The organism is Paenibacillus polysaccharolyticus (genome assembly GCF_023714295.1).
Lineage (GTDB): Bacteria > Bacillota > Bacilli > Paenibacillales > Paenibacillaceae > Paenibacillus > Paenibacillus polysaccharolyticus_A.
Window position 1 is genome coordinate 334507 of sequence record NZ_JAMAUN010000001.1, and the last position, 22035, is coordinate 356541.

A 22035-nucleotide genomic window follows, 5' to 3' on the forward strand; every position below is an offset into this window, starting at 1 on the left:
TTTGGCCCTTTTCGTTGTGCGTACCTGATACAGGTACAGTCCTCCTTTTTCCAGGAATCGAGATCATTAAACAGTACATATTACGCATTTGACGATATGTTATATAGATTTTTAACTGATACAATGGAGGGACAGTTGTGTAGTCAAACCTGCTGGGAGGAACGAATCGATGAAAACAAGAAAATTGGGAAAGACAGCATTAGACGTACCTGTTTTGAGCTTTGGCGCGTCATCATTGGGCTCTGTATTTCGTGATATTGACCGGGATGAAGGGATTCGTACCGTTCATGCAGCGATCGATGCAGGTATGAATTATATAGACGTGTCGCCGTACTATGGTTTAACCAAGGCGGAGACGGTACTCGGTGAAGCAATCCGTAGTTTGCCGCGTAGCTCTTATACGTTATCAACCAAAGCTGGACGGTATGGTGAGAACGAGTTTGATTTTTCTCGCAAGCGTATTTTGGATAGTGTACAAGAGAGTCTGGCAAGGTTGCATACGGATTATCTTGATATTTTATTTTTACATGATATCGAGTTTGTGGCTCCTGAGATCATCATTGAAGAAGCTTTTCCAACATTGTTAGAACTGAAAGAGAAGGGCGTGATTCGTTACGCCGGAATCTGCGGTTTGCCGTTGCCTTTATTCGAAAAAATGTTGCCGCAGCTTGATGCGGATGCCATCATCTCCTATTGTCATTATGCTCTGAATGATACGTCATTGTTATCGCTACTGCCGTTACTCGAGGAAAAAGGGGTTGGACTTGTAAACGCTTCCCCTCTTTCAATGGGATTGCTTAGCACACGCGGAACACCGGCTTGGCATCCAGCGGGTGAGCGGGTAAAAGAGCTTTGTTTGACAGCTGCCCGCTTCTGCGAGGAACAAGGCAGTAATATCGCCAAGCTGGCAGTACAATTTTCTACAGCAAATGAACAAATCCCAACAACTCTCGTTAGTAGCGCGAGCCAGCAAAATATTGTCAACAACGCGGCCTGGGTTGAAGAACCTATAGATAAGCAACTTCTGGAAGAGGTATTACGTATTCTGGCTCCATTAAACAATGAAACTTGGCCGAGTGGTCGTGCTGAATATAACGGATAGTTAAATATATCGTCGAATGGATCTGAGGGGGAACAATGATGAGAGCTATCGTATGTGAAGAAATTGATCGTTTGGTGCTGAAGGAACTGCCGCAGCCCGAAAGAGGTGAGGGAGAAGCGTTGGTGGCTATCCAGCGAATTGGTATCTGTGGTACGGATTTGCATGCGTACAAAGGCAATCAGCCGTTTTTTACGTATCCTCGTATACTTGGTCATGAACTTGCAGGCGTTATCGAAGAGATTGGTCCGAACGAGGCAGGTTTACAGCCGGGAGACCAGGTAAGCATTATTCCTTATCTGCATTGTGGACATTGTATTGCTTGTCGTTCAGGCAAAACCAATTGTTGTGCATCCATGCAAGTGATGGGTGTACATGTGGACGGTGGGATGAGAGAACGGATTACAGTGCCTGTCTCCCACCTGCTAAAAGCAGAGGGGTTAACATTAGATGAGACAGCTATGGTTGAACCACTTAGCATTGGGGCACATGCTGTGCGCAGAGCTGCACTCCAACCAGGAGAGCGTGTCGTTGTTATTGGAGCCGGACCTATCGGGCTGGGAGTCATGGCCTTTGCCAAACAAGCAGGTGCATATGTCATTGCAGTGGACCGAAATCTGGATAGGCTGGAATTGAGCCGAAGCTGGGCCGGCGTGGATGAGACCGTGCAGGCGAATGAACAGGCACTGCAACGAGTATCCGAGATTACTGGCGGTGATTATGCGACAGCTGTATTTGATGCGACAGGTAACGTACATTCGATGAATGGAGCGATACCTTATGTTGCCCACGGTGGACAGTTAATTTTTGTTGGGCTGGTAAAAGCCGATATTACGTTCCATGACCCGGAATTCCACAAACGTGAGATGAGTATGCTGGGTAGCCGAAATGCAACACGCGAGGATTTTGAGCAGGTGTTATCGACATTGCGTGACAAAAAATTAACGATGGATGGTTATATCACACATCGAGCGCCTTTTGCAGAGCTTCCAAACGCAATGAACACTTGGCTGTTACCGGAATCACAAGTGGTTAAAGCAATCATAGAATTATAATTTTCGAAAATTGAAGGTATGTACGAAGAAACGCTCTCTTCCCGGTTGATGAGCAATGGAGAAGGATCCATTAGTTCATGGGAAGAGAGCGTTTTATTATATCGTTATTTTATAAATATTATTATTTCTCTGGATTCGAGATAATACCTGCGTGAGGGTCAATGTGTCGAACAATAGATTTTAACCAGATTATCTCCAGGAAATGGACTTCGTAATAAAGTGTTCCTGGAATCTGTTTGATCCAGACCTCCGCGCCAGCGATCGGGGAAGACTCGAGTGTTGCATCAAACTTCCCTGGTTCCCTGCGCAGGCGGTTTCGTACAGCTTTTTCAACTTGAGCACGTTGCGTGGTCAGAATGCATATTTTGCGTTTGGAGGAAAATCCCCGGAATGCAAGGTACACCATTTCATAGGCAATCAGATAAGCGATGATAGAATACATGGCCTGATCCCAGCCAAAAACAACACCAGCAGCTGTCAGTATGATCAAGTTAAGCAGCATGATTATTTTTTCGATAAGCATCCGTTTCCCGCTAAACACACGTTCAGGTGGCCGAGAAGACGGATCACCGATTTCCAGCGTATCCAGTGTCCCACCATACCGAACAACAAGCCCGATTCCGAGCCCCAGGCATAACCCGCCAAACATGGCGGCAGCCAGAGGATGCTCGACGAGCGGCGGCATGGGATGTAGTACAATGGCACCGATCGAAAAGACAACCAAACCCAGAACAGTTACAAGTACAAACTTTTTCTTCACGATCCTGTAGGATAGAAATATAAATGGAACATTGAATAAAAACAGGAACAAGCCGATTCGTAGCTCCGTCCAGTGTGCGAACAGAGAAGAGATTCCTGTTATGCCACCAATAATAATTTTATTGGGGTGCAGAAACAACTCAAGTCCCACGGAGGCCAGTATTCCGCCAATGATGACCAGAAACAGATTTAACCAGCGGCGAGATGGCGATATGCTACTCTTCGTAGTACGTGGCACCGGATTAGCCGATATCAGAGGTGTTTTCACATGTCCATCCTCCTTCAGTGCGGCCTCGAGCCATTCTCCCTGGGTTGTTCACAGAAAGGTCGGCGTGCAGCCGCTCAGTTGCTTGATACGATCGATCATAGGTCTGCTCTGCACAGACAGGTTACTTAGCCTTCTTTCTGCAGAACTTTAGGTTCTTCTTTTTTCTTGCGAGGATCTTTGAACTTGAATATTTTATCCAAAATACGGAATACGTGTTTGGACTCTTTGGTTAACAACGGCCCAAGAATAGCGAGAATCAATACATATAGCGCGGCAAATGGTTGGAGCAATGGTAACAGTCCGCCGGCTTTACCCATATTGGCCATAATGATGGAGAACTCGCCACGCGATACAATGGTTAATCCGATATTAGCAGATGCTTTTGGTGAAAGCCCTGCACTGCGTCCAGCCAGCATACCTGCGAGAAAGTTACCAAACAGTGTAATCACTACAGCAATCAAAGCGAGCCAAACGGCTTCACCACCAAGGGACAACGGATCAATAGAGAGTCCGAAACTGAAGAAAAAGATAGCTCCAAAGAAATCTCGGAACGGCAGAATCAGATGTTCAATCCGTTTAGCATGTTCCGTTTCCGCAAGCACAAGACCAACAAGCAACGCACCGATGGCTTCAGCGACATGGATCGTTTCAGAGAAACCAGCGACAAGGAACAATGCCCCGAAAACGACAAGTGAGAATAATTCATTGGAACGGATTTTAAGCAATTTATTCAGTAGTGGTGTAGCTTTACGTCCGAGAATGATGACTACAAGCATGAAGCCTAGAGCAATCAGTGCAGACATGATTACGCCTCCGATGGAGGATGAATCACTGAGTACAAGTCCGGACAGGATGGAAATATATACGGCGAGGAATACGTCCTCAAACATAATGATACCCAGAATCATCTCGGTCTCCGGATTGGCTGTTCGTTTCAGGTCAACGAGCACCTTCGCTACAATGGCACTGGATGAGATCGTTGTTATACCTGCAATGATGAGTGCTTCAGCTGCCGGGAAACCGGAGGCAAAGCCGAATACTAATCCGAGTGTGAAGTTAATACCGATATAGATCGAGCCCCCCACAACGATAGAGCGACCCGATTTAACTAAACGACCTACTGAGAACTCCAGCCCCAGATAGAACAAAAGGAACAAAATACCGATCCGTCCCATAAAGTCGATGAACGGCTGACTTTCAATGAATCGGAAATCCAAATGCCAGATTTGCATGGCATGTGGTCCCACAGCCATTCCGATCAAAATGTAGAACGGAACAACCGAAAATCTCAGTTTTGCGGATAAAAGGCCGGCTGCTGCAATAAGCACCAGTGCCAGACCCACTTCAAAAATCAAATGATCCATCGAGTTACCCCCTTCCCGTCAGGAGGAGGGACTTGAAAAGCTTCTGCTGGTTGCGTTCGCCAACGGCGACTACCGTAGATTCTGCACTAATCACAACCTCCGGACCTGGGCTGATATGTTTTTTATGATTTTTCTCTACAACGGCAATGACCGTTGCGCCAGAGTTTTGACGTACATTCAATTCACCGATCGATTTACCAATACATCCGAATGATGCTTCGATTTTGTACCATTCGATAATCAGATCATCAAAGGTAACTTCAATATTTTCAAGTTGCTTCGGTTTGTAAGTTAATCCGCCAACGATCGCGGCAATCTGTCTTGCCTCATTGTCGTCAAGTGTAATCATAGAGATGCTTTGATCCGGGTCATCATATTCAAAATGATACATTTCACGGCGTCCATCATCGTGAATAATAATGACTATTTTATCACCGCTGCTCGTTTCAATTTGAAATTTTTTGCCGATTCCCGGCAAGTCTGTTTCGCGTACATCCATGGATAGTATGCCTCCTTAGTAATTGAGGCTGGCCATAGAAGGAAGGCCTTTCTTCCCGTAATCAATTGATCTGCTGCTCAGGCGGAACATCAAATGGTGCAGGGAAACAGAGCCAGTAATTCCTGACACAGCCGAATATATGATGTGTAATCAAAATCAGTTTTGTGAAATAAGTTCAACAAATAAACGAACACATATAAGAGTTCAAATCAGTTGTTTCAAAACTAACGTTTACATAATGGGTTATAAGTTATGCATGAGAACACCGTCTGTAGCAAGAGGTGGCTCCATGCTCTGGCAACCTGACGAATACGGCAAACAGGCTCTTAACGAGCTCAGGCGTATCTCGGTGCCATTGGGGAGAGGGATAAATACATACTGGTGTATTTAATTGGCAACAGAAATAATCTGCGCTTGAACAGACAATACCACGGTTTAAAAGACAGGCCTGCTGTAGGAATTCGCAGCACGATTAATAATGCGAGGACAAGAAATACAGGCTTGGTTTGCTTAACTGCAGCCAGCTTAGACATTACTTGCGGATTTTTGCGAATGACAGGTTTCTGCTGAGACTCGGGTATTTGAGACAGCACTTCAAGCCCTTCTTTATTCGAAGTGGCATCGACGGATACACCAACGGCAGACTCTGTCTGCATTGGAATCGGGAAGCACAGCGCCTGAAAAACGCATAAAATGATGATAATCATGTGATGGAGCAGTCTAGGATGTTGTCTCATTTTCGGCTTCCCCCCTTCCGTGAAGATACTGTTATAAAAATAATAACACATTTTTGCGTGATCTCCAAACCATTCATTCATAGTTCACGAAACCTTCTATTATTCTTTTTGCCAAAAAACTTTTGTTCGCGTTTTATGCTGAGAAATCATGACACCCTTTCCATCAAACCGCTTCGTATATCCCTTTGGGCCTTGCCATATACTTTGAAGAGAAAGGAAAGGAGTGATTCTTATGGAACTGTTTGCAGTATGGACCGATGTGTCTGGGCAAGAGGAGGCAGCCCTTTTTCAACAATGCATTAAGGAAAAAATCAAAGGTTTACATATAAGTAAAAGAGGCTTCCGGCTCACCTTCAAACATAAGGATGGCAGAGCAGTCTGGACGTGCAGAGGCAATGAGAATCACGAAGATTTCCAGCAGTGGTTGCCACGCATCAGCGATTTGCTTTCCCTGGGCATCGCGGATTATATTATGGAAACGCAGGAACGCAGCATGGTAGAGAATATCATTGCCAAATCTTGCTCGGTTATGGATGAACACGAAGTTGAGAAGGTTCACCGCATCTGCATGCCGCTACTCATGAATAGTGACTTAGATCAACCGGGTCTGCGGGAGCGCCGACGTACAACATTAGCGAGGGGTTTAAGGCAGGATTTGGAGGACATTCATTTTTTCCATCTCGAAGGAATCCTGAATTTCCGTATACGTGCCTACAAGCAGGAATTGCAGGAGCTCGTGGAATATGCACTCGATGAGTTCTGGATGGATCGTCAATATGAAGAGTTCATGGGACTTTTGAAGTATTTTGTATTTTTTCAGGAGGCTAAAGTTCCTTTAATCCATCTGATTCACAAGGGAAAACATGAATTTCAGGTGCTTGATGCAGGACTTAATCTGCTGCCTGTGCAGAAAGATGAGCAGGTGGTTGTGGAGATGCCAGGGCTGGAACTGGAGATGGATATCGAGGATATGATCGTGAGTACGCTGATTTCCATATCACCCGAAAAAGTCATGCTGCACACCAGCACTCCCGAGTTGCCCATCATCTCGACGATATGCCAAATTTTCGAAGATAAGGTGCAGATATGTCATCAATGTCCCGAATGCGAAGTGCTTCGTTCTGGATTGCTGACAAGTCTTGACGCAGGCGATCTGGGCAATTATAATAACTGTTGATACAAAAGCGTTGACAAAGACAAGAGCCACACGTTAGATCGGTGCAGAGAGAGGAACCTGGGCTGAAATTTCCTCCGGATATCGCGTATGGTTTACCCCTTTGGAGCTGCAATTTTGAAAATAAAACCGGTTACCCAACCATTTGAAGGATGGCGGTTTTGTGAGTAAGGATTCGCCGGGTCATGCCCGTTACCGACATGCCAATGAGGGCTGTTTTCCTAATATGAGGAACAATCAGCTGAATTAGGGTGGAACCACGAGATATAACACTCGTCCCTTGACCGGGACGGGTGTTTTTTGCGTTTTTTCCGTTATTCTTCTAAGGGAGCGGAATGCGTAATAGATGATCAGTCCATTGCAAGACAAAGAAAATGGATGATGTTTAATTTACAGGAGGAATGAGACAAATGGCAGTAAACATTAAACTACCGGATGGTTCTGTACGTGAGTACGCAGACGGAAGCAGTATTGAGGATGTAGCCGCTTCGATTAGCAGCGGGCTTCGCAAAAATGCCGCAGCAGGTAAACTGGATGGTATCGTGGTGGATCTTTCCACTCCAATTCATGAAGGAGCTTTGGTGGAGATCGTAACGCTGGATTCCCCTGAAGGTCTCGAAGTGATGCGTCACAGTACAGCTCACTTGCTGGCTCAGGCGGTAAAACGCCTGTACGGTAACAAAGAAGTTCATCTGGGCGTAGGGCCAGTCATTGAGGATGGTTTCTACTATGACATGGATCTCGAACATCCCCTTAACCCGGAGGATCTGCAAAAGATCGAGAAAGAAATGGAGCGCATCGTCAATGAAAATCTGCCTATCGTGCGCAAAGAAGTGAGCCGTGCGGAAGCCATCAACATTTTCAATGAAGTCGGTGACCCATATAAACTTGAATTAATCAATGCTCTACCGGAAGATAGCGTAATTACGATCTATGAACAAGGCGAATTTTTCGACTTGTGCCGTGGACCACACGTTCCATCTACAAGCAAGATTAAAGTATTCAAACTGATGAATGTAGCGGGTGCATACTGGCGCGGGGACAGCAAGAACAAAATGTTGCAACGGGTGTACGGTACTGCTTTTGTGAAAAAAGCACAGCTGGACGAGCACTTGCACTTCCTGGAGGAAGCTCGCAAGCGTGACCACCGTAAATTGGGTAAAGAACTGGAAATGTTCACGTTCTCGCAACTCGTGGGTCAAGGTCTGCCGATCTGGTTGCCTAACGGTGCAAAATTGCGCCGTACACTGGAGCGTTATATCGTTGATCTGGAAGAAAGCCTGGGATACCAGCACGTTTACACTCCTGTATTGGGGAACGTAGAGCTGTACAAAACTTCCGGTCACTGGGAGCACTACCAGGAAGACATGTTCCCGAAAATGATCATGGACAATGAAGAACTGGTTCTTCGTCCGATGAACTGTCCTCACCACATGATGGTGTACAAATCCAATATGCACAGCTATCGTGATCTTCCGATCCGCATTGCCGAACTGGGTATGATGCATCGTTATGAGATGTCAGGCGCGTTGACAGGTCTACACCGTGTACGTGCGATGACACTGAATGACTCTCACATCTTTGCACGTCCGGATCAGATCAAAGAAGAGTTTGCTCGTGTTATCGAATTGATCCAAACGGTATATAAAGACTTCGGCATTCACGAATATCGTTTCCGTCTATCTTACCGTGATCCGCAAGACACCGAGAAATACTTCCAAAACGATGAGATGTGGGAAATGTCTCAGCGTATGCTGCGTGAAGTTGTGGAAGAACTTGATCTTCCGTTCTATGAAGCTGAAGGCGAAGCGGCGTTCTACGGTCCGAAGCTGGATGTACAGATCAAGACTGCACTGGGCAAAGAAGAAACGCTCTCTACCGTTCAACTGGACTTCTTGCTCCCTGAGCGCTTTGAGCTTGAATACGTTGGTGATGATGGACAGAAGCATCGTCCGGTCGTTATCCACCGGGGCGTAATTAGTACAATGGAACGTTTCACTGCATTTTTGCTGGAGAACTTCGCAGGTGCATTCCCGCTTTGGTTGTCTCCAGTACAAGCCAAAGTCATTCCGGTATCCGGAAATTACGACGAGTATGCTCGTGAAGTAGAAGCGAAGCTGAAACGTGCGGGAATCGCGGCGGAAGCAGATCTTCGCAATGAGAAGCTTGGTTACAAAATCCGTGAGGCGCAGCTAGAAAAAATGCCTTACATGTTCGTTGTGGGCGAGAACGAGAAAAATGCTGCATCGGTATCCGTACGTAAACGCGGAGAGGGCGATCTGGGCATGAAGCTGGTGGATGAGATTGTGGCTCAATTGAAAGAGGAAATTGCTTCAAGACAAGTTTAATCCCAACTAAATTGGACTCTGTCGCAATGAAATAAATCTAACGAAACCGTCTGAGAACATGGGCTGAATCCATCGTTTCAGACGGTTTTTTGCGCTTGTTTTTGTAACTGTAGTCTGAGAAAAGGTATAGGATGGATGTTTTTTGGTAACCCTTTGCAAGTGAGGGGGAGGTTATACCATGAAAAAGCATTTTTTAAAATTCAATGAAAACCACAAGTTCATCATCATGTGCTGCTTCATATTTGCCGGGATTATAATGAGTTTCAATGAGGCCAAAGCCTATATATTTGAAGAGGAAAGCACGGCAATACATGTCAAGGAATTGAATAACCATGACGAGAATAGTATGGTTCGTAACTTAAAAGCCGAGCGGACAGCCGAACAAAACCAACTCGAACCCGAATACACAGACGAGGTTCATCTGACTACCCTCGTGTACATGGCTTTCATGTGGTCTCCACAGCCGATGGTACTGCCAAAACCCGAATTGCCGGCCAAACAAGTGATTGATCCTGCGGATCGTGCTATGCCAGTGCTGGCTCCGCGTTCAGAACAAATCTTGGAGACACAGAAGGTAACCGCAACAGGGTACACAGCAGGAGTCGAATCCACAGGTAAAACGCCAAAACATCCGCAATATGGCATTACGTATTCTGGGGTAAAAGTTCGTCGGGACAAGGAAACCGTATCTACCATTGCAGCAGATCCGAAATTATTTCCGATGGGTTCCATATTGTATATACCCGGTTATGGTTACGGTATCGTTGCTGACACGGGTTCAGCCATTAAAGGCAACAAGATCGATCTGTATTTTCCGACGACTAAGCAGGTGTACAAAGAATGGGGTAAGAAAGATGTCGAGGTACAGGTCATTAAGCAGGGTGCAGGAAAATGTACCGAGCAGATGCTGGCGGAGTTATCCAAAGCGATTGATGTCTATAAAACTGTTCCGGATTCCTGGCTGGACAAAGCCATCTGAGGATGGAATGTTATGCCAGAATAACAAAAAGGCTCTCTTCACATAATATTGACTGGGGACGAACCCCGCACTGCAACAAGCAGTGTAAATATGAAGAGAGAGGTGATTCGTTGTGGCAAAGAAATCCCAAGGTTACCAAACGCCAAACGAGAAATATGATGCTGAGTTTGGACAGGAAAATGGAAGCGCAGCTTCTAAAGTGAAGCAATCCGCTCAAAACAAAGTGCAAGATAATTTCCAAACACCTGATGAAAAATATAATGCCGAGTTCGGTGTTGAAAACACAGGTCAAACTGGCCGTGCAGGAAAAATGAAAAAGTAAGTTGCCAAGATTAAAGCATCAAGCCATGCAAGATGAATAAAGAATTAATGTTGATTCGTACACCCTGGAGCGGTTGCTCTGGGGTGTTTTCATTTTCATCTTCCAAATTCATCTTCCCTACTGTATGTTCTCTTTTCGAAATGAATGAAATTTACATAATTCTCCTTAAGCCTCAGTCTCTAGACCGAGATGATTTCCACCTGTCGGCGCTGTTAACCTTTGCATGTCTAAGGTACACTGGATATAGAATAAGGACAAAGGAGACATGAGTGATGAAACGATCTACGCTAGACCGTTTGTGGGTTGGCATACCTCTTATCGCTATAGGTGCAATGATCCTGCTCAGACAATTGGGATATGACATTGATGTAGGATATATATTTAGAACATACTGGCCGGTGTTTTTGATCTGGTGGGGAGTAAAAGGATTGACGGAAATTCGTCGTAACGGGGGATATGCTGCTATTGGGCCTGTTGTTGTGCTTTCTATAGGCGGATTCTTCCTTGCACGCAACTTGGGTGTGATTGGTTACTCAGCGGGAGAATTAATTCGTTATCTTGTTCCCATTTTGTTGATCGGTGGAGGGCTATATGTATTAATTGGACCAGGTCATCGGGATCGGAAATCGTATGGAAGTGGAAGCAAAACACCGCCTCCACCGCCTGAGCAACCGTATAAGCCGTTGTCCCCTGAGGATCTGGAGATGCCCTCTTCATTCGATGAAGAGTTCGAGAAGACGTTCGGCAAACCAGAGCAGGACTCAACCTCTAATAAACATCAATCTTTTCATTCTGAAAAGGAGTCGGAAACGAAATACCATTCACACTCGGATGATCAGAAATTTGGAGGCTTTGGCCACGCTAATTCTCACAAGTATAAGTATGGATATGAAGAGAGCTATGGCAAAACATTCAATAAATCCACGTTCATTGGTGACTTTCATATGGGTAAAGAAGTGTTTACGTTGAAACCGATGAACATCTCCTCATTTATTGGTGATACCGTGATTGATTTGACCAAGGCGCAGATTCCATATGGAGAGACCAAAATTGTCATTTCACATTTTATTGGCGATGTTAAGATTTTTGTTCCAGAAGACATGGATCTGGGCATTTCACTAACCAGCAGCTCTTTTCTGGGAGACATGAAGCTTCTGGGTACTAAACGTGGAGGTTTTTTGGGAAATGCGCAGGAGGAAACTCCGCACTACCATGAAGCCGGTAAGAAGCTCCGCATTATTGTCAGTGTTTTTATTGGCGATGTCAAAGTAAACAAGGTGGATTAACCTATGATTCGAACGATTCTTAAGGCAAACAAGTGGGAACTGATGACGTATTTCGTGTTAACTGGATTGATTACACTGGGCGGATTCTATCTATTATATGGGGATGTGCTCACAGGAGATAATCGCAATCGGGCATGGACGTATATCGGAGTTGTCGTTGTAGGAACGGTGGTCACTGGGTATATCGCCGCATTGCGGCTTCAGCGCAAAATTGATCTGCTCGATCTCAATATGTTGAAAGTATCTAAAGGAAATCTGGCCGTGCGTATGCCTGAGGCGGAAGATGCTTCGTTTGGACGGGTATATCAGGAATTCAATGTGATGATGGAGTCCATTGAGAAAAAAATGAGGTTGCTCCAGCGGCTTGGCGAGCAAGAGGTTATTGAAAAGGAGCAAGCTTCCGAGCGTGCCGTTATCGAAGAACGTAAACGTATGGCAAGGGATCTGCATGACACGGTAAGTCAGCAACTCTTCGCCATGCATATGTCCGCTTCATCCCTGCCACGTCTGTTAGAGATGAATCCGGAGCATGGCCGGAATGTGCTCGATCAGTTAATTCAGATGTCTCATATTGCACAGCGCCAGATGCGAGGATTAATCGCTCAACTCAGACCGATTGAATTGGAGGGGCGCGACCTAGCTGCAGCACTCGACAGCTGGTTCCCTGATTATTGTCGGCAAAATGGTTTAAAGGGCGTGAAGGAGCTGGAGCTGGATGGCGGAGTCTCGGATGCCATTGAGCACCAGCTGTTTCTCATTATTCAGGAGGCATTAGCCAATGTTGTTAAACATGCCGAAGCCGGACTCGTTAGTCTAGCTATCAGAGAATCGGAGCATCAGATCAGCATGAGCATCAGTGATGACGGTCAGGGTTTCTTGCAACAGACGGAGCGACCAGGTTCGTATGGGCTGTCCACGATGCGAGAACGTGCAGAGAAGCTGGGCGGTCAAGTGCAGATTATATCCAAGCCTGGGGCGGGTACAACGGTACGAGTGCTCATCCCGAAATTTGATAACGTGTCCGAGGAGGAAACAAAATGAATGGCAAAATAAACGTAATGATTGTAGATGACCACGATATGGTGCGAATGGGCTTGAAGACTTATCTCATGTTGGAGCCTACGTTCCATGTGATGGCAGAAGCGGGAAACGGGCAGCATGCACTGGATCAACTACGTCAGATGAAGGATTCGGAAATGCCAGACCTGATTCTGATGGATCTGATGATGCCGGTGATGAACGGAGCTGAGGCCACGCAAGCCATTATGTCTGAATTTCCAGGGATGAAGATTGTCATGCTGACCAGTTTTCTGGAAGATGATCTTGTTGTTCAAGCGATTGAGGCAGGAGCAGTTAGTTATGTGCTGAAAACGGTATCAGCCGAAGAACTGATCTATGCTCTTCAAGGTGCTAACAGAGGCATGCCCGTGATGACGGGAGATGTTTCACAGGCGTTAACACGAGGAATACGGCAGCGGACAGCGAGGGAAAGTGAATCCGGACTTACGGATCGGGAGAAGGAAGTGCTTTTACTTATTGCTGAAGGGAAAACCAACAAAGATATCGGAGAAGAATTACATATCAGTATTAAAACCGTTAAAACGCATGTAAGTAACCTGCTGATGAAATGTGAGATGGACGATCGAACACAGCTCGCTATATATGCTCATCGACAGGGCTGGGTGAAGAAACAGGGCTGAAAATGTTGCTATGACGGGAAAAAACAGCAATTATTGCATGCTTTTATCTCCTTTTTAATTGTTTTTAAGGTACGATTAAGGTTCAAAGTACAAAATAAGGACAGTTAAAGAATATCTCTTGCAAATAGAGATTGGGAGGTAGAGAGGCATGGACGAACGCAATTATAGATCAAATCGACAAGATGAGGAAAAGGAAACAAATCAAACTGAAAATCGCAATCCTGCCGGAAACGATGACTCCTCGTATTATTATTCTTATGGGCCTTTCCAGTCCGTGAGTCAGGAAGATACAGCTAGTGGCAATGGGGCAAGGCAAGAAGGGAATGTGGAGATTACAAGACCCGATCCGCTAAAACCTGTACCTTCTTACCATAGCAACGACTCCTCTGGTCAAACGGGCAGAGGTGGCAATTCAGGTCATGGCGGAGGCCAAGGGAATGGAAATAACAACAACGGTAACTGGAACTATAACAACCGCAGACCTCGATCTTCGGTAAGATCACTTCTATTCTCCTTTATCGCCGGTATGCTAGTCATTACTGTGCTGATGTATACAGCGGATAGAACAAACATGTTTACACCACAGGCCGCATTGACGAATAATGGAACAGAATCTGCTCAGGAAACACCGAGTAATACGGGTGGGGGCAACAATGTGACGGCGTCCTTGCTACCAACAGGTAAAGAGGATGTATCCTCTGTGGTGAAACAGGCGAGCCCGGCTGTCGTGAAAATTGAAACGCTGGCTAAACAGTCCACACGGGGTTCTGGGCAAGGTGGAGCGAATACAAACGATCCTTTGTATCAATATTTCTTTGGTGGCGGACTTGGTGGACCGAGCGGTAATCAACAACAAGAACAAGGTCAACAACAGCCCCAGACTAACAATCAACTGGTACCTATGGGGATCGGTTCTGGATTTATTTTTGACAAAGAAGGTTATATACTGACCAACCAGCACGTTGTTCAAGGTGCAGATGTCATTCAGGTAACACTGGAAAACAACAGCAAGCCATATGAAGCTAAATTGCTCGGAAGCAGTTTTGATCTTGACCTTGCCGTGTTGAAAATCGAGAAAAATAGCGGAGATAAAGATTTCCCTGTAGCACCGCTTGGCAACTCGGGTAATACACAAGTTGGTGAATGGCTTGTAGCGATCGGTAACCCGGAAGGTTTTGAACATACCGTAACTGCCGGTGTTCTTAGTGCCAAAGAACGTACGATCAGCATTCCGGATCAAGAAACAGGTAAAACGCGGGAGTACAGTCACTTGCTGCAAACAGATGCTTCGATTAACCCTGGTAACTCAGGTGGTCCGTTGCTGAATCTGAACGGTGAAGTCATTGGTATGAACGTTGCCGTGAGTGCAGATGCGCAAGGTATTGGTTTTGCAATACCATCCAGTGTAATCTCAGAAGCGGTGAAATATCTGAAAGAGAACAAAGATGTTCCGAAAGAACCTGTACCGTTTATCGGTGCTTCTCTGATGAATCTTACCCCGGAAGTAGCCAAACAAATGGGAACAAATATTACAGAAGGTTCTGTTGTGGCAAGCACGGTGTACCAATCCCCGGCTTATCAGTCTGATCTGAGACCATATGATATCATTACCGGCGTAAATGGTACTCCAAAAGCGACAAGCCAGGATCTGATCGACTTTATCAAGACTCAGAAAGTCGGCGGAGAGATTACGTTGAATGTTGTGCGTGACGGCAAGAAGATGGACGTGAAAGTGAAAATTGGCAACAAGTACGATTACGATACAACACAAACACAGCAACAATAACTACAGCAAAAAGATGAAGAATAGTAACGGAAGGGTGTAGTCCCTTCCGTTTTTTTGCACGAAGCTTCTCATCTTTATTATGCTGCACGGCTTCTCTAATGTGAGAAGATGCGAATCGGGCTTTGGCCTGTTACAATGGATATACAACGATAGGGTAAAGGAGAAAGACCATGCGCTCAACGATCTTGATTGTAGATGACGACGAGAAAATTGTGTCAATGCTGCGCCGAGGCTTGGCATTTGAAGGATATGAGGTACAGACAGCTTCCAACGGGGCTGAGGGACTCAGCAAGTTGATGGATAAGGAGCCTGACATCGTCGTGCTCGATGTAATGATGCCCCAGATTGACGGCTTTGAGGTATGCCGTAGATTGAGAGAAGCGGGAAGTAAAGTACCTGTTCTGATGCTGACCGCAAAAGATGAGGTTCAGAGCCGGGTGACTGGACTGGATACCGGTGCTGACGATTATTTGGTCAAGCCGTTTGCACTGGAGGAATTGCTTGCACGTGTCCGGGCTTTGTTGCGCCGTAAAGCAGATATCTCCAGCGTGGTGGATAATCGCCTTGTGTATGAAGATATTATTCTAGATAACGATTCACGTGAAGTGCTTCGAGATGGCAAACGACTTGAATTGACCGCAAAAGAATTTGAATTGTTGAACCTATTTATGCAAAATCCGAGACGCGTGTTATCCCGTGATCTGATTATGGACAAAATCTGGGGTTATGACTACAGCGGAGAGTCTAATGTGTTGGAGGTATATATCGCGATGCTCAGGCAAAAAACGGAAGAACATGGCGGCAAACGTCTGATTCAGACCATCCGGGGAGCCGGCTACATCTTAAGAGGTGACTCGTAACATGTCCATTCGGTTGAGACTAACCGCATGGTACTCGGGTATTCTGGCAGCCGTGCTGATCTTTTGGGGTGTGGTCATCTATGCGTTTGTCTATTTTAATACGTACAATGAAGTCGAACAGCAGTTAAGAGAGAAGAGCTTGAGGATTACGGAACAAATCGGCGTTAATCCGTTATCGCAGACACTTGATCTCGATCCGTTTGCAGAGAGCCAGCTTCAGGAAGCCCAAATCTATATTCAACTTGTAGATTATGAGAGCAGATCGGTAAAATTCTCAGGTAATATGGAAAAAGCGGACATTACCTTTCCTGTGATTAATATTAACCGTATTCGTGATGAGATAGGGATCTCCAAAGTCAGTGTGCATGGTATTCCTTTTCTCGTTAACCAGCAGGCTCTGTCTCTTAAGGGAACTAATGACATCAGGGGACTACTTCAAGTAGGAGCTAATGTCAGTTCACAGGAGCGCTTGCTGGAGGCATTACGGAATATCCTGGTGTTCGGATGGCTTGTAGCTATGGCGCTTGCCATTACATCCGGTTTGATTCTGGCCCGTAAGTCCATGCGACCGCTGGTTAATGTGATTGATGCTGCTAATCAGATTCAGTCTGGAGACGATCTTAGTGTGCGTATTCAGTATTCGGGACCGAAGGATGAGATCGGTCGTCTGATTGAAACGGTGAATAACATGCTGGAGCGAACCGAGCTGTCTTTCCGTGGGCTGGAAGAGACGAATACGGCACAGCGACGTTTCGTATCCGATGCTTCCCATGAGCTACGGACACCGCTGACTACGATTCGAGGGAATGTTGATTTCCTGAAGAAGCTGTGGGATCAGGAGGGTGGAGACCGCCCGAATCTGGATGAAGAAACGATCAAGCAGATGTCTCTTGAAGCGATTGAGGATATGGCTGATGAAGGCAAACGCATGAGCCGTCTAATCAGCGATATGTTATCACTTGCCAGGGCAGATACAGGTCAGAAAATCGAGCTTAATCCTATTCCACTACAGATTCTAGTGCAGGAAGTGGCACGCCGGGCCCAATTCCTGGATCGACAGGCTGAATGGCTTCCAGGGGATATGTCTATTCTGAACGGCATCTACGTGAACGGAAGCAAAGATTATCTGCAACAAGTCTTGTTTATTTTTATCGAAAATGCCTTTAAGTACACCCCGGAGGGTTCGGTTACGCTGGATGCTCTGTTATACAAAGGACAGGTCGGACTGCGGATTAGTGATACGGGAATCGGTATGGAACGAGATCAGGTGCCGTTTATATTTGACCGTTTCTACCGGGCAGACGAATCTCGCGGAGCGACGCCGGGCATCGGACTGGGATTATCCATTGCCAAATGGATCATTGAGGAGCATAACGGGTCGGTTGAAGTGGTAACGAGACGAGGAGAAGGAACCACTTTTATCATCTGGTTGCCTGTAGTCTTTGCCCCGCCTATCGAATAAAGGTATAATAGATGAAGACTGCAATTACATCGGCCTTTACAGCCGAAAAGAAAGCGGGTGGCAACCAAGTGGAAGTACTGCGAATTTCGCCGCGGGGATATTGTTACGGAGTTGTAGATGCCATGGTGCTTGCACGTCAGGCGGCACGCAACCTGGATTTACCACGGCCTATTTATATATTAGGTATGATTGTGCATAACAAACATGTGACAGATTCTTTTGAAGATGAAGGCATTATTACGCTGGACGGTCCTAATCGGATGGAAATCCTGAATCAGGTGGAGAGTGGCACGATTATTTTTACGGCTCACGGTGTCTCGCCGGAGGTGCGTAAGCTCGCTCGAGAGAAAGGTCTGACGACGGTGGATGCAACTTGTCCAGACGTAACGAAGACCCATGATTTGATTCGGGAGAAGACCGCTGAAGGTTACAATATTATCTACATCGGCAAGAAGAATCATCCGGAACCGGAAGGTGCGATTGGTGTTGCGCCAGACCGTGTTCATCTGATTGAAAAGGAAGAAGAGATTGAAGGTCTGAGTGTTCCTGCCGGGAAAATTTTGATTACCAATCAGACGACAATGAGTCAATGGGACATCAAACACATTATGAGCCGGTTGCTGGAGAAATTCCCAGGAGCTGAAATTCATAACGAAATATGTCTTGCTACGCAAGTACGTCAAGAAGCAGTTGCAGAGCAAGCGGGGCAGGCAGATCTTGTTATTGTCGTAGGTGATCCACGCAGCAACAACTCCAATCGTTTGGCACAGGTGTCTGAAGAAATTGCAGGCGTGACGGCCTACCGTGTATCAGACGTATCTGAGATTCAACAGGACTGGTTGAAAGGTGTGCAGAAAGTGGCCGTGACGTCAGGCGCTTCAACTCCAACACCAATCACCAAGGAAGTTATTCAATATCTGGAGCAGTATGAGCATGATCAGCCGGAAACGTGGGAAATTGTACGTACCGTTAATATGAGCAAGCTTCTGCCTCCAGTTCGAGAAAAAACACGCACCACATAGACTTAAAGGTGAATAGGAAACATCCTGCTGTGCAAATTCTCTTTTCATTCGGATCGGGTGCAGCAGGATGTTTTATTATGTTTACTTTTTATAGACATCTATTTTGTTGCGCCTGCAGGAGGTATCGTACATGATATCATTCCTTGACGTAAAGGGAAATCTATGCTATATTTACTTTAGTGATTAAAAGCTTAAAAGCGAACAAGCGTTTAAGCGTGACAGGATTTTGGGATACGGACTACACGACAATTAGATGCACGAAGTAAACGAGTGCTCTTATACAAGGAAGGATGGGAGAATTTATGATCGTAATTGCAGGCAAAGCTACCTCGGAGGACCAAATTCAAGATATCGTTAGTGTGATTGAGAAGGAAGGGCTACAGGCACATGTATCCCGCGGAGAGGATCGCACGATCATTGGATTGATCGGTAAAGTGGAACCTAAAATGCAAGAACACTTGCGCCAAATGAAGGGCGTCGAGAACGTGGTGAAGATTTCGAAATCTTACAAATTGGCAAGTCGTGACTTCCATCCGGAAGATACTGTAATTTCGATCAAAGGTGTAGATATCGGCGGAAAAGAGCTTGTCGTTATGGGCGGACCTTGTGCGGTTGAATCTGCTGCACAGATTGATGAAATTGCCGGACTTGTGAAAGCTGCTGGGGGTCAAGTTCTTCGTGGAGGTGCCTTCAAACCACGTACAGGGCCTTATAGCTTCCAAGGAACGGGGGTAGAAGGTCTGATCATGATGGCCGAAGCGGGCCAGAAGCATAATCTGTTGACGATTACCGAAGTCATGACGCCGGAATACGTAGATATTTGTGCAGAGTACGCGGATATTCTGCAGGTGGGTACACGTAACATGCAGAACTTCGACTTGCTGCGCAAATTGGGTGAGTGTGGTAAACCCGTATTGCTGAAACGCGGATTCAGTGCGACATACGATGAATTGCTTAATGCGGCGGAGTACATCCTCGCTGGTGGCAATCCGAATGTGATGTTATGTGAACGAGGGATCCGTACGTTTGAACAATACACTCGTAATACACTGGACCTGTCGGCAATCCCTGTCTTGCAGTCTTTGAGCCACCTACCAGTCATCTCTGACCCGAGCCATGGTACGGGACGCCGTGAACTGGTAGAACCGATGACCAAAGCTTCGGTAGCCGCTGGAGCTAACGGTTTGATTATTGAGATGCACACAGATCCCGATAACTCCATGACTGGAGACGGTGTGCAGTCACTGTTCCCTGATCAGTTTGCGAACCTGTTACAAGATCTCGAGAAACTGGCTCCGATTGTGGGTAAAACATTTAACACAGCTAAACAGCCTGCTGCATTTTTCCCGGCACGCGTAGGCGTATAATTAAAACGGATATAGGGATTTGAAGAGTCAAAACCGGACTTTTGTTCAAATTTGTTCCTTGTGAACAATTTGGGTAGATGTCCGGTTTTTCGTCTATTTTGCACAAATGAACATATTTATTAATCAAAGGTGATAAGAAACATTTATGATGTCATGTTTTTCCATGATTTAGGGTATTTTTAGGGTCGCTTCACCGCATTAAATCGGTCAAATATAAATAATATATGTTGTTATATGAATTTTTTGATATTATAAAATGTAAGTATACCTAACATGCTCGCAAAAAATACCTTACATAAGTATTGACGATGTTATGTTTCAGAATTTATAATGACGACAGAAAAAAATTCGAATATATAGACATTTTCTTCGTGGGGTTGTTTAATGTTCGGAATATTTGGGAGGACGAGTACATGTCGGTTGAAAACGTATTGAAATCAATTCAAGAGAACAACATCGAGTGGGTAGATTTTCGTTTTGTAGATTTGGCTGGTCGTGCGCATCATATCTCTTTGCCAGCTTCGGCTGTTGATGCAGACACGTTCGTAAATGGAGTAGCGTTTGATGGTTCTTCTATCCAAGGTTTCCGCGGTATTGAAGAGTCCGATATGGTTATGATGCCAGACCCTGAAGCGACTTATGTCGATCCGTTCACTGCACACCCTACATTGAATGTTATGTGTGACATTTTCACACCGGATGGCGAGCGTTATGAGCGTGACCCACGCAGTATCGCAGTTAAAGCTGAAGCTTTCCTGAAAGAAAGCGGCGTAGGTACTGCGGCGTTCTTCGCACCAGAGTCCGAGTTCTTCATCTTTGACGATGTTCGTTATGAGAGCGGCACGAACAGTTCTTCTTACTTCGTTGATTCCGAAGAAGCATCATGGAACACCAACCGCAAAGAAGAGGGCGGCAACCTGGGCTTCAAAGTTCGCACTAAAGGTGGATACGTTCCAGTAGCTCCAGTAGATACTCAACAAGATATCCGCAGCGAAATGTGTCGTTTGTTGGAAGAAGCTGGTTTGTCCATCGAGCGTCATCACCATGAAGTAGCAACTGCTGGTCAAGCTGAAATCAACTTCCGTTTTGATACGTTGAAGAAAACAGCAGATAACCTGCTTGTATACAAATACATCGTGCACAACACAGCACGTCAATATGGCAAAGTGGCAACATTTATGCCAAAACCATTGTTCGGTGATAACGGAAGCGGGATGCACGTCCACCAATCGATCTTCGATGGCGATTCCCCATTGTTCTATGACAAAGGCGGTTATGCTAACCTGAGCGAAATGGCTCTGCACTACATCGGAGGTATTCTGTACCACGCTCCGGCACTGATCGCTTTGACGAACCCAAGCACGAACTCGTTCAAACGTCTGGTCCCTGGTTATGAAGCACCGGTTAACTTGGTATACTCCAAAGGTAACCGTTCCGCAGCTGTACGTATCCCTGTAGCTGCTGTAACTCCTAAAGGCTGCCGTATCGAGTTCCGTACACCGGACTCCACAGCTAACCCTTACTTGGCATTCTCTGCAATGTTGATGGCTGGTCTGGACGGAATCAAACGCAAAATCAACCCAACTGAGCTTGGATACGGTCCGCTGGACAAAAACATTTATGACCTGTCTGATGCAGACAAAGAAAACATCCGCAGTGTACCGGCTTCCCTCGAAGAAGCACTGGATGCACTTGCAGCTGATAACGAGTTCTTGACTGAAGGTGGCGTGTTCACTAAAGAATTCATCGATAACTACATCAACCTCAAACGCGATGAAGCTAAAGCTGTTGCAATCCGCATTCATCCACATGAGTACAGCCTCTACTTCGACTGCTAATCAGTTGGAGTCGGAACCGAAGGGTTCCAGATTAAAGCCTCCGGGATTCATTCTCGGAGGCTTTTCCTTGAAACAGACAGTGCAGTGCTTTAACTTTTTAGGGTGATAAA

19 protein-coding genes are annotated in these 22035 nt (G+C 45.8%); 15 read left to right on the forward strand and 4 right to left on the reverse strand.

Going from position 1 to position 22035, the window contains the following annotated elements:
• Window positions 1-169 precede the first annotated feature (169 nt).
• Both M3629_RS01690 and M3629_RS01695 read left to right on the forward strand, forming a co-directional pair.
• Window positions 170-1102, forward strand: a complete 933-nt coding sequence (locus M3629_RS01690; RefSeq protein WP_251502648.1) for an aldo/keto reductase — start codon at window positions 170-172, stop codon at window positions 1100-1102.
• A 38-nt stretch (window positions 1103-1140) separates the two neighbouring features.
• Window positions 1141-2154, forward strand: a complete 1014-nt coding sequence (locus tag M3629_RS01695) for a zinc-binding alcohol dehydrogenase family protein (protein WP_251504413.1) — start codon at window positions 1141-1143, stop codon at window positions 2152-2154.
• A gap of 121 nt (window positions 2155-2275) precedes the next feature.
• Here M3629_RS01695 and M3629_RS01700 read toward each other — a convergent pair whose 3' ends face one another.
• The 4 genes from M3629_RS01700 to M3629_RS01715 form a co-directional block, all read right to left on the reverse strand.
• A complete protein-coding gene (locus tag M3629_RS01700) occupies window positions 2276-3181 on the reverse strand; it encodes a YitT family protein (protein WP_251502649.1) in 906 nt (301 codons plus the stop codon).
• Window positions 3182-3306: 125 nt separating this feature from the next.
• Window positions 3307-4545, reverse strand: coding sequence for a cation:proton antiporter (locus M3629_RS01705; protein ID WP_090919859.1), 1239 nt, complete (start codon window positions 4543-4545; stop codon window positions 3307-3309).
• 4 nt (window positions 4546-4549) lie between these two features.
• Window positions 4550-5044, reverse strand: coding sequence for a cation:proton antiporter regulatory subunit (locus M3629_RS01710; RefSeq protein WP_090919862.1), 495 nt, complete (start codon window positions 5042-5044; stop codon window positions 4550-4552).
• A gap of 335 nt (window positions 5045-5379) precedes the next feature.
• Window positions 5380-5781: a hypothetical protein gene (locus M3629_RS01715; protein ID WP_139168886.1), complete on the reverse strand. Its 402-nt coding sequence runs from the start codon at window positions 5779-5781 to the stop codon at window positions 5380-5382.
• A 232-nt stretch (window positions 5782-6013) separates the two neighbouring features.
• On the opposite strand from M3629_RS01715, the gene M3629_RS01720 reads away from it, so the two are divergent.
• From M3629_RS01720 to glnA, 13 genes are all read left to right on the forward strand, one after another.
• Entirely contained in the window at window positions 6014-6958 is a 945-nt protein-coding gene (locus M3629_RS01720; protein ID WP_251502650.1) for a putative sporulation protein YtxC, read from the forward strand.
• 407 nt (window positions 6959-7365) lie between these two features.
• Window positions 7366-9303 (forward strand): threonine--tRNA ligase, encoded by a 1938-nt coding sequence (thrS, locus tag M3629_RS01725; RefSeq protein WP_090919871.1) that lies wholly within the window; start codon window positions 7366-7368, stop codon window positions 9301-9303.
• Between the two features lie 466 nt (window positions 9304-9769).
• Window positions 9770-10282 carry a 3D domain-containing protein gene (locus M3629_RS28800; RefSeq protein ID WP_435368188.1) on the forward strand — a complete coding sequence of 171 codons (513 nt, stop codon included), beginning with the start codon at window positions 9770-9772 and terminating at the stop codon, window positions 10280-10282.
• A 112-nt stretch (window positions 10283-10394) separates the two neighbouring features.
• Window positions 10395-10604, forward strand: coding sequence for a hypothetical protein (locus tag M3629_RS01735; RefSeq protein WP_090919874.1), 210 nt, complete (start codon window positions 10395-10397; stop codon window positions 10602-10604).
• Between the two features lie 272 nt (window positions 10605-10876).
• Window positions 10877-11890 carry a cell wall-active antibiotics response protein LiaF gene (gene liaF, locus M3629_RS01740; protein WP_251502651.1) on the forward strand — a complete coding sequence of 338 codons (1014 nt, stop codon included), beginning with the start codon at window positions 10877-10879 and terminating at the stop codon, window positions 11888-11890.
• Window positions 11891-11893: 3 nt separating this feature from the next.
• Window positions 11894-12931 carry a sensor histidine kinase gene (locus M3629_RS01745; protein WP_251502652.1) on the forward strand — a complete coding sequence of 346 codons (1038 nt, stop codon included), beginning with the start codon at window positions 11894-11896 and terminating at the stop codon, window positions 12929-12931.
• Window positions 12928-13590 (forward strand): response regulator, encoded by a 663-nt coding sequence (locus M3629_RS01750; protein WP_251502653.1) that lies wholly within the window; start codon window positions 12928-12930, stop codon window positions 13588-13590. The genes M3629_RS01745 and M3629_RS01750 overlap by 4 nt, the downstream gene beginning before the upstream one ends.
• A 148-nt stretch (window positions 13591-13738) precedes the next feature.
• A complete protein-coding gene (locus M3629_RS01755; protein ID WP_251502654.1) occupies window positions 13739-15376 on the forward strand; it encodes a S1C family serine protease in 1638 nt (545 codons plus the stop codon).
• Between the two features lie 170 nt (window positions 15377-15546).
• Window positions 15547-16236, forward strand: a complete 690-nt coding sequence (locus M3629_RS01760; protein WP_123065035.1) for a response regulator transcription factor — start codon at window positions 15547-15549, stop codon at window positions 16234-16236.
• A gap of 1 nt (window position 16237) precedes the next feature.
• The gene (locus tag M3629_RS01765) at window positions 16238-17698 is read left to right on the forward strand and encodes a sensor histidine kinase (RefSeq protein WP_251502655.1); all 1461 of its coding nucleotides are present in this window, start codon (window positions 16238-16240) and stop codon (window positions 17696-17698) included.
• A gap of 68 nt (window positions 17699-17766) precedes the next feature.
• Window positions 17767-18720 (forward strand): 4-hydroxy-3-methylbut-2-enyl diphosphate reductase, encoded by a 954-nt coding sequence (locus M3629_RS01770; protein ID WP_251504415.1) that lies wholly within the window; start codon window positions 17767-17769, stop codon window positions 18718-18720.
• Between the two features lie 302 nt (window positions 18721-19022).
• On the forward strand, window positions 19023-20087 hold the full coding sequence (gene aroF, locus M3629_RS01775; RefSeq protein ID WP_090919894.1) for a 3-deoxy-7-phosphoheptulonate synthase: 1065 nt from the start codon (window positions 19023-19025) through the stop codon (window positions 20085-20087).
• A 413-nt stretch (window positions 20088-20500) separates the two neighbouring features.
• Window positions 20501-21925, forward strand: a complete 1425-nt coding sequence (gene glnA / locus M3629_RS01780) for a type I glutamate--ammonia ligase (RefSeq protein WP_090919896.1) — start codon at window positions 20501-20503, stop codon at window positions 21923-21925.
• The last annotated feature ends 110 nt before the right edge of the window (window positions 21926-22035 follow it).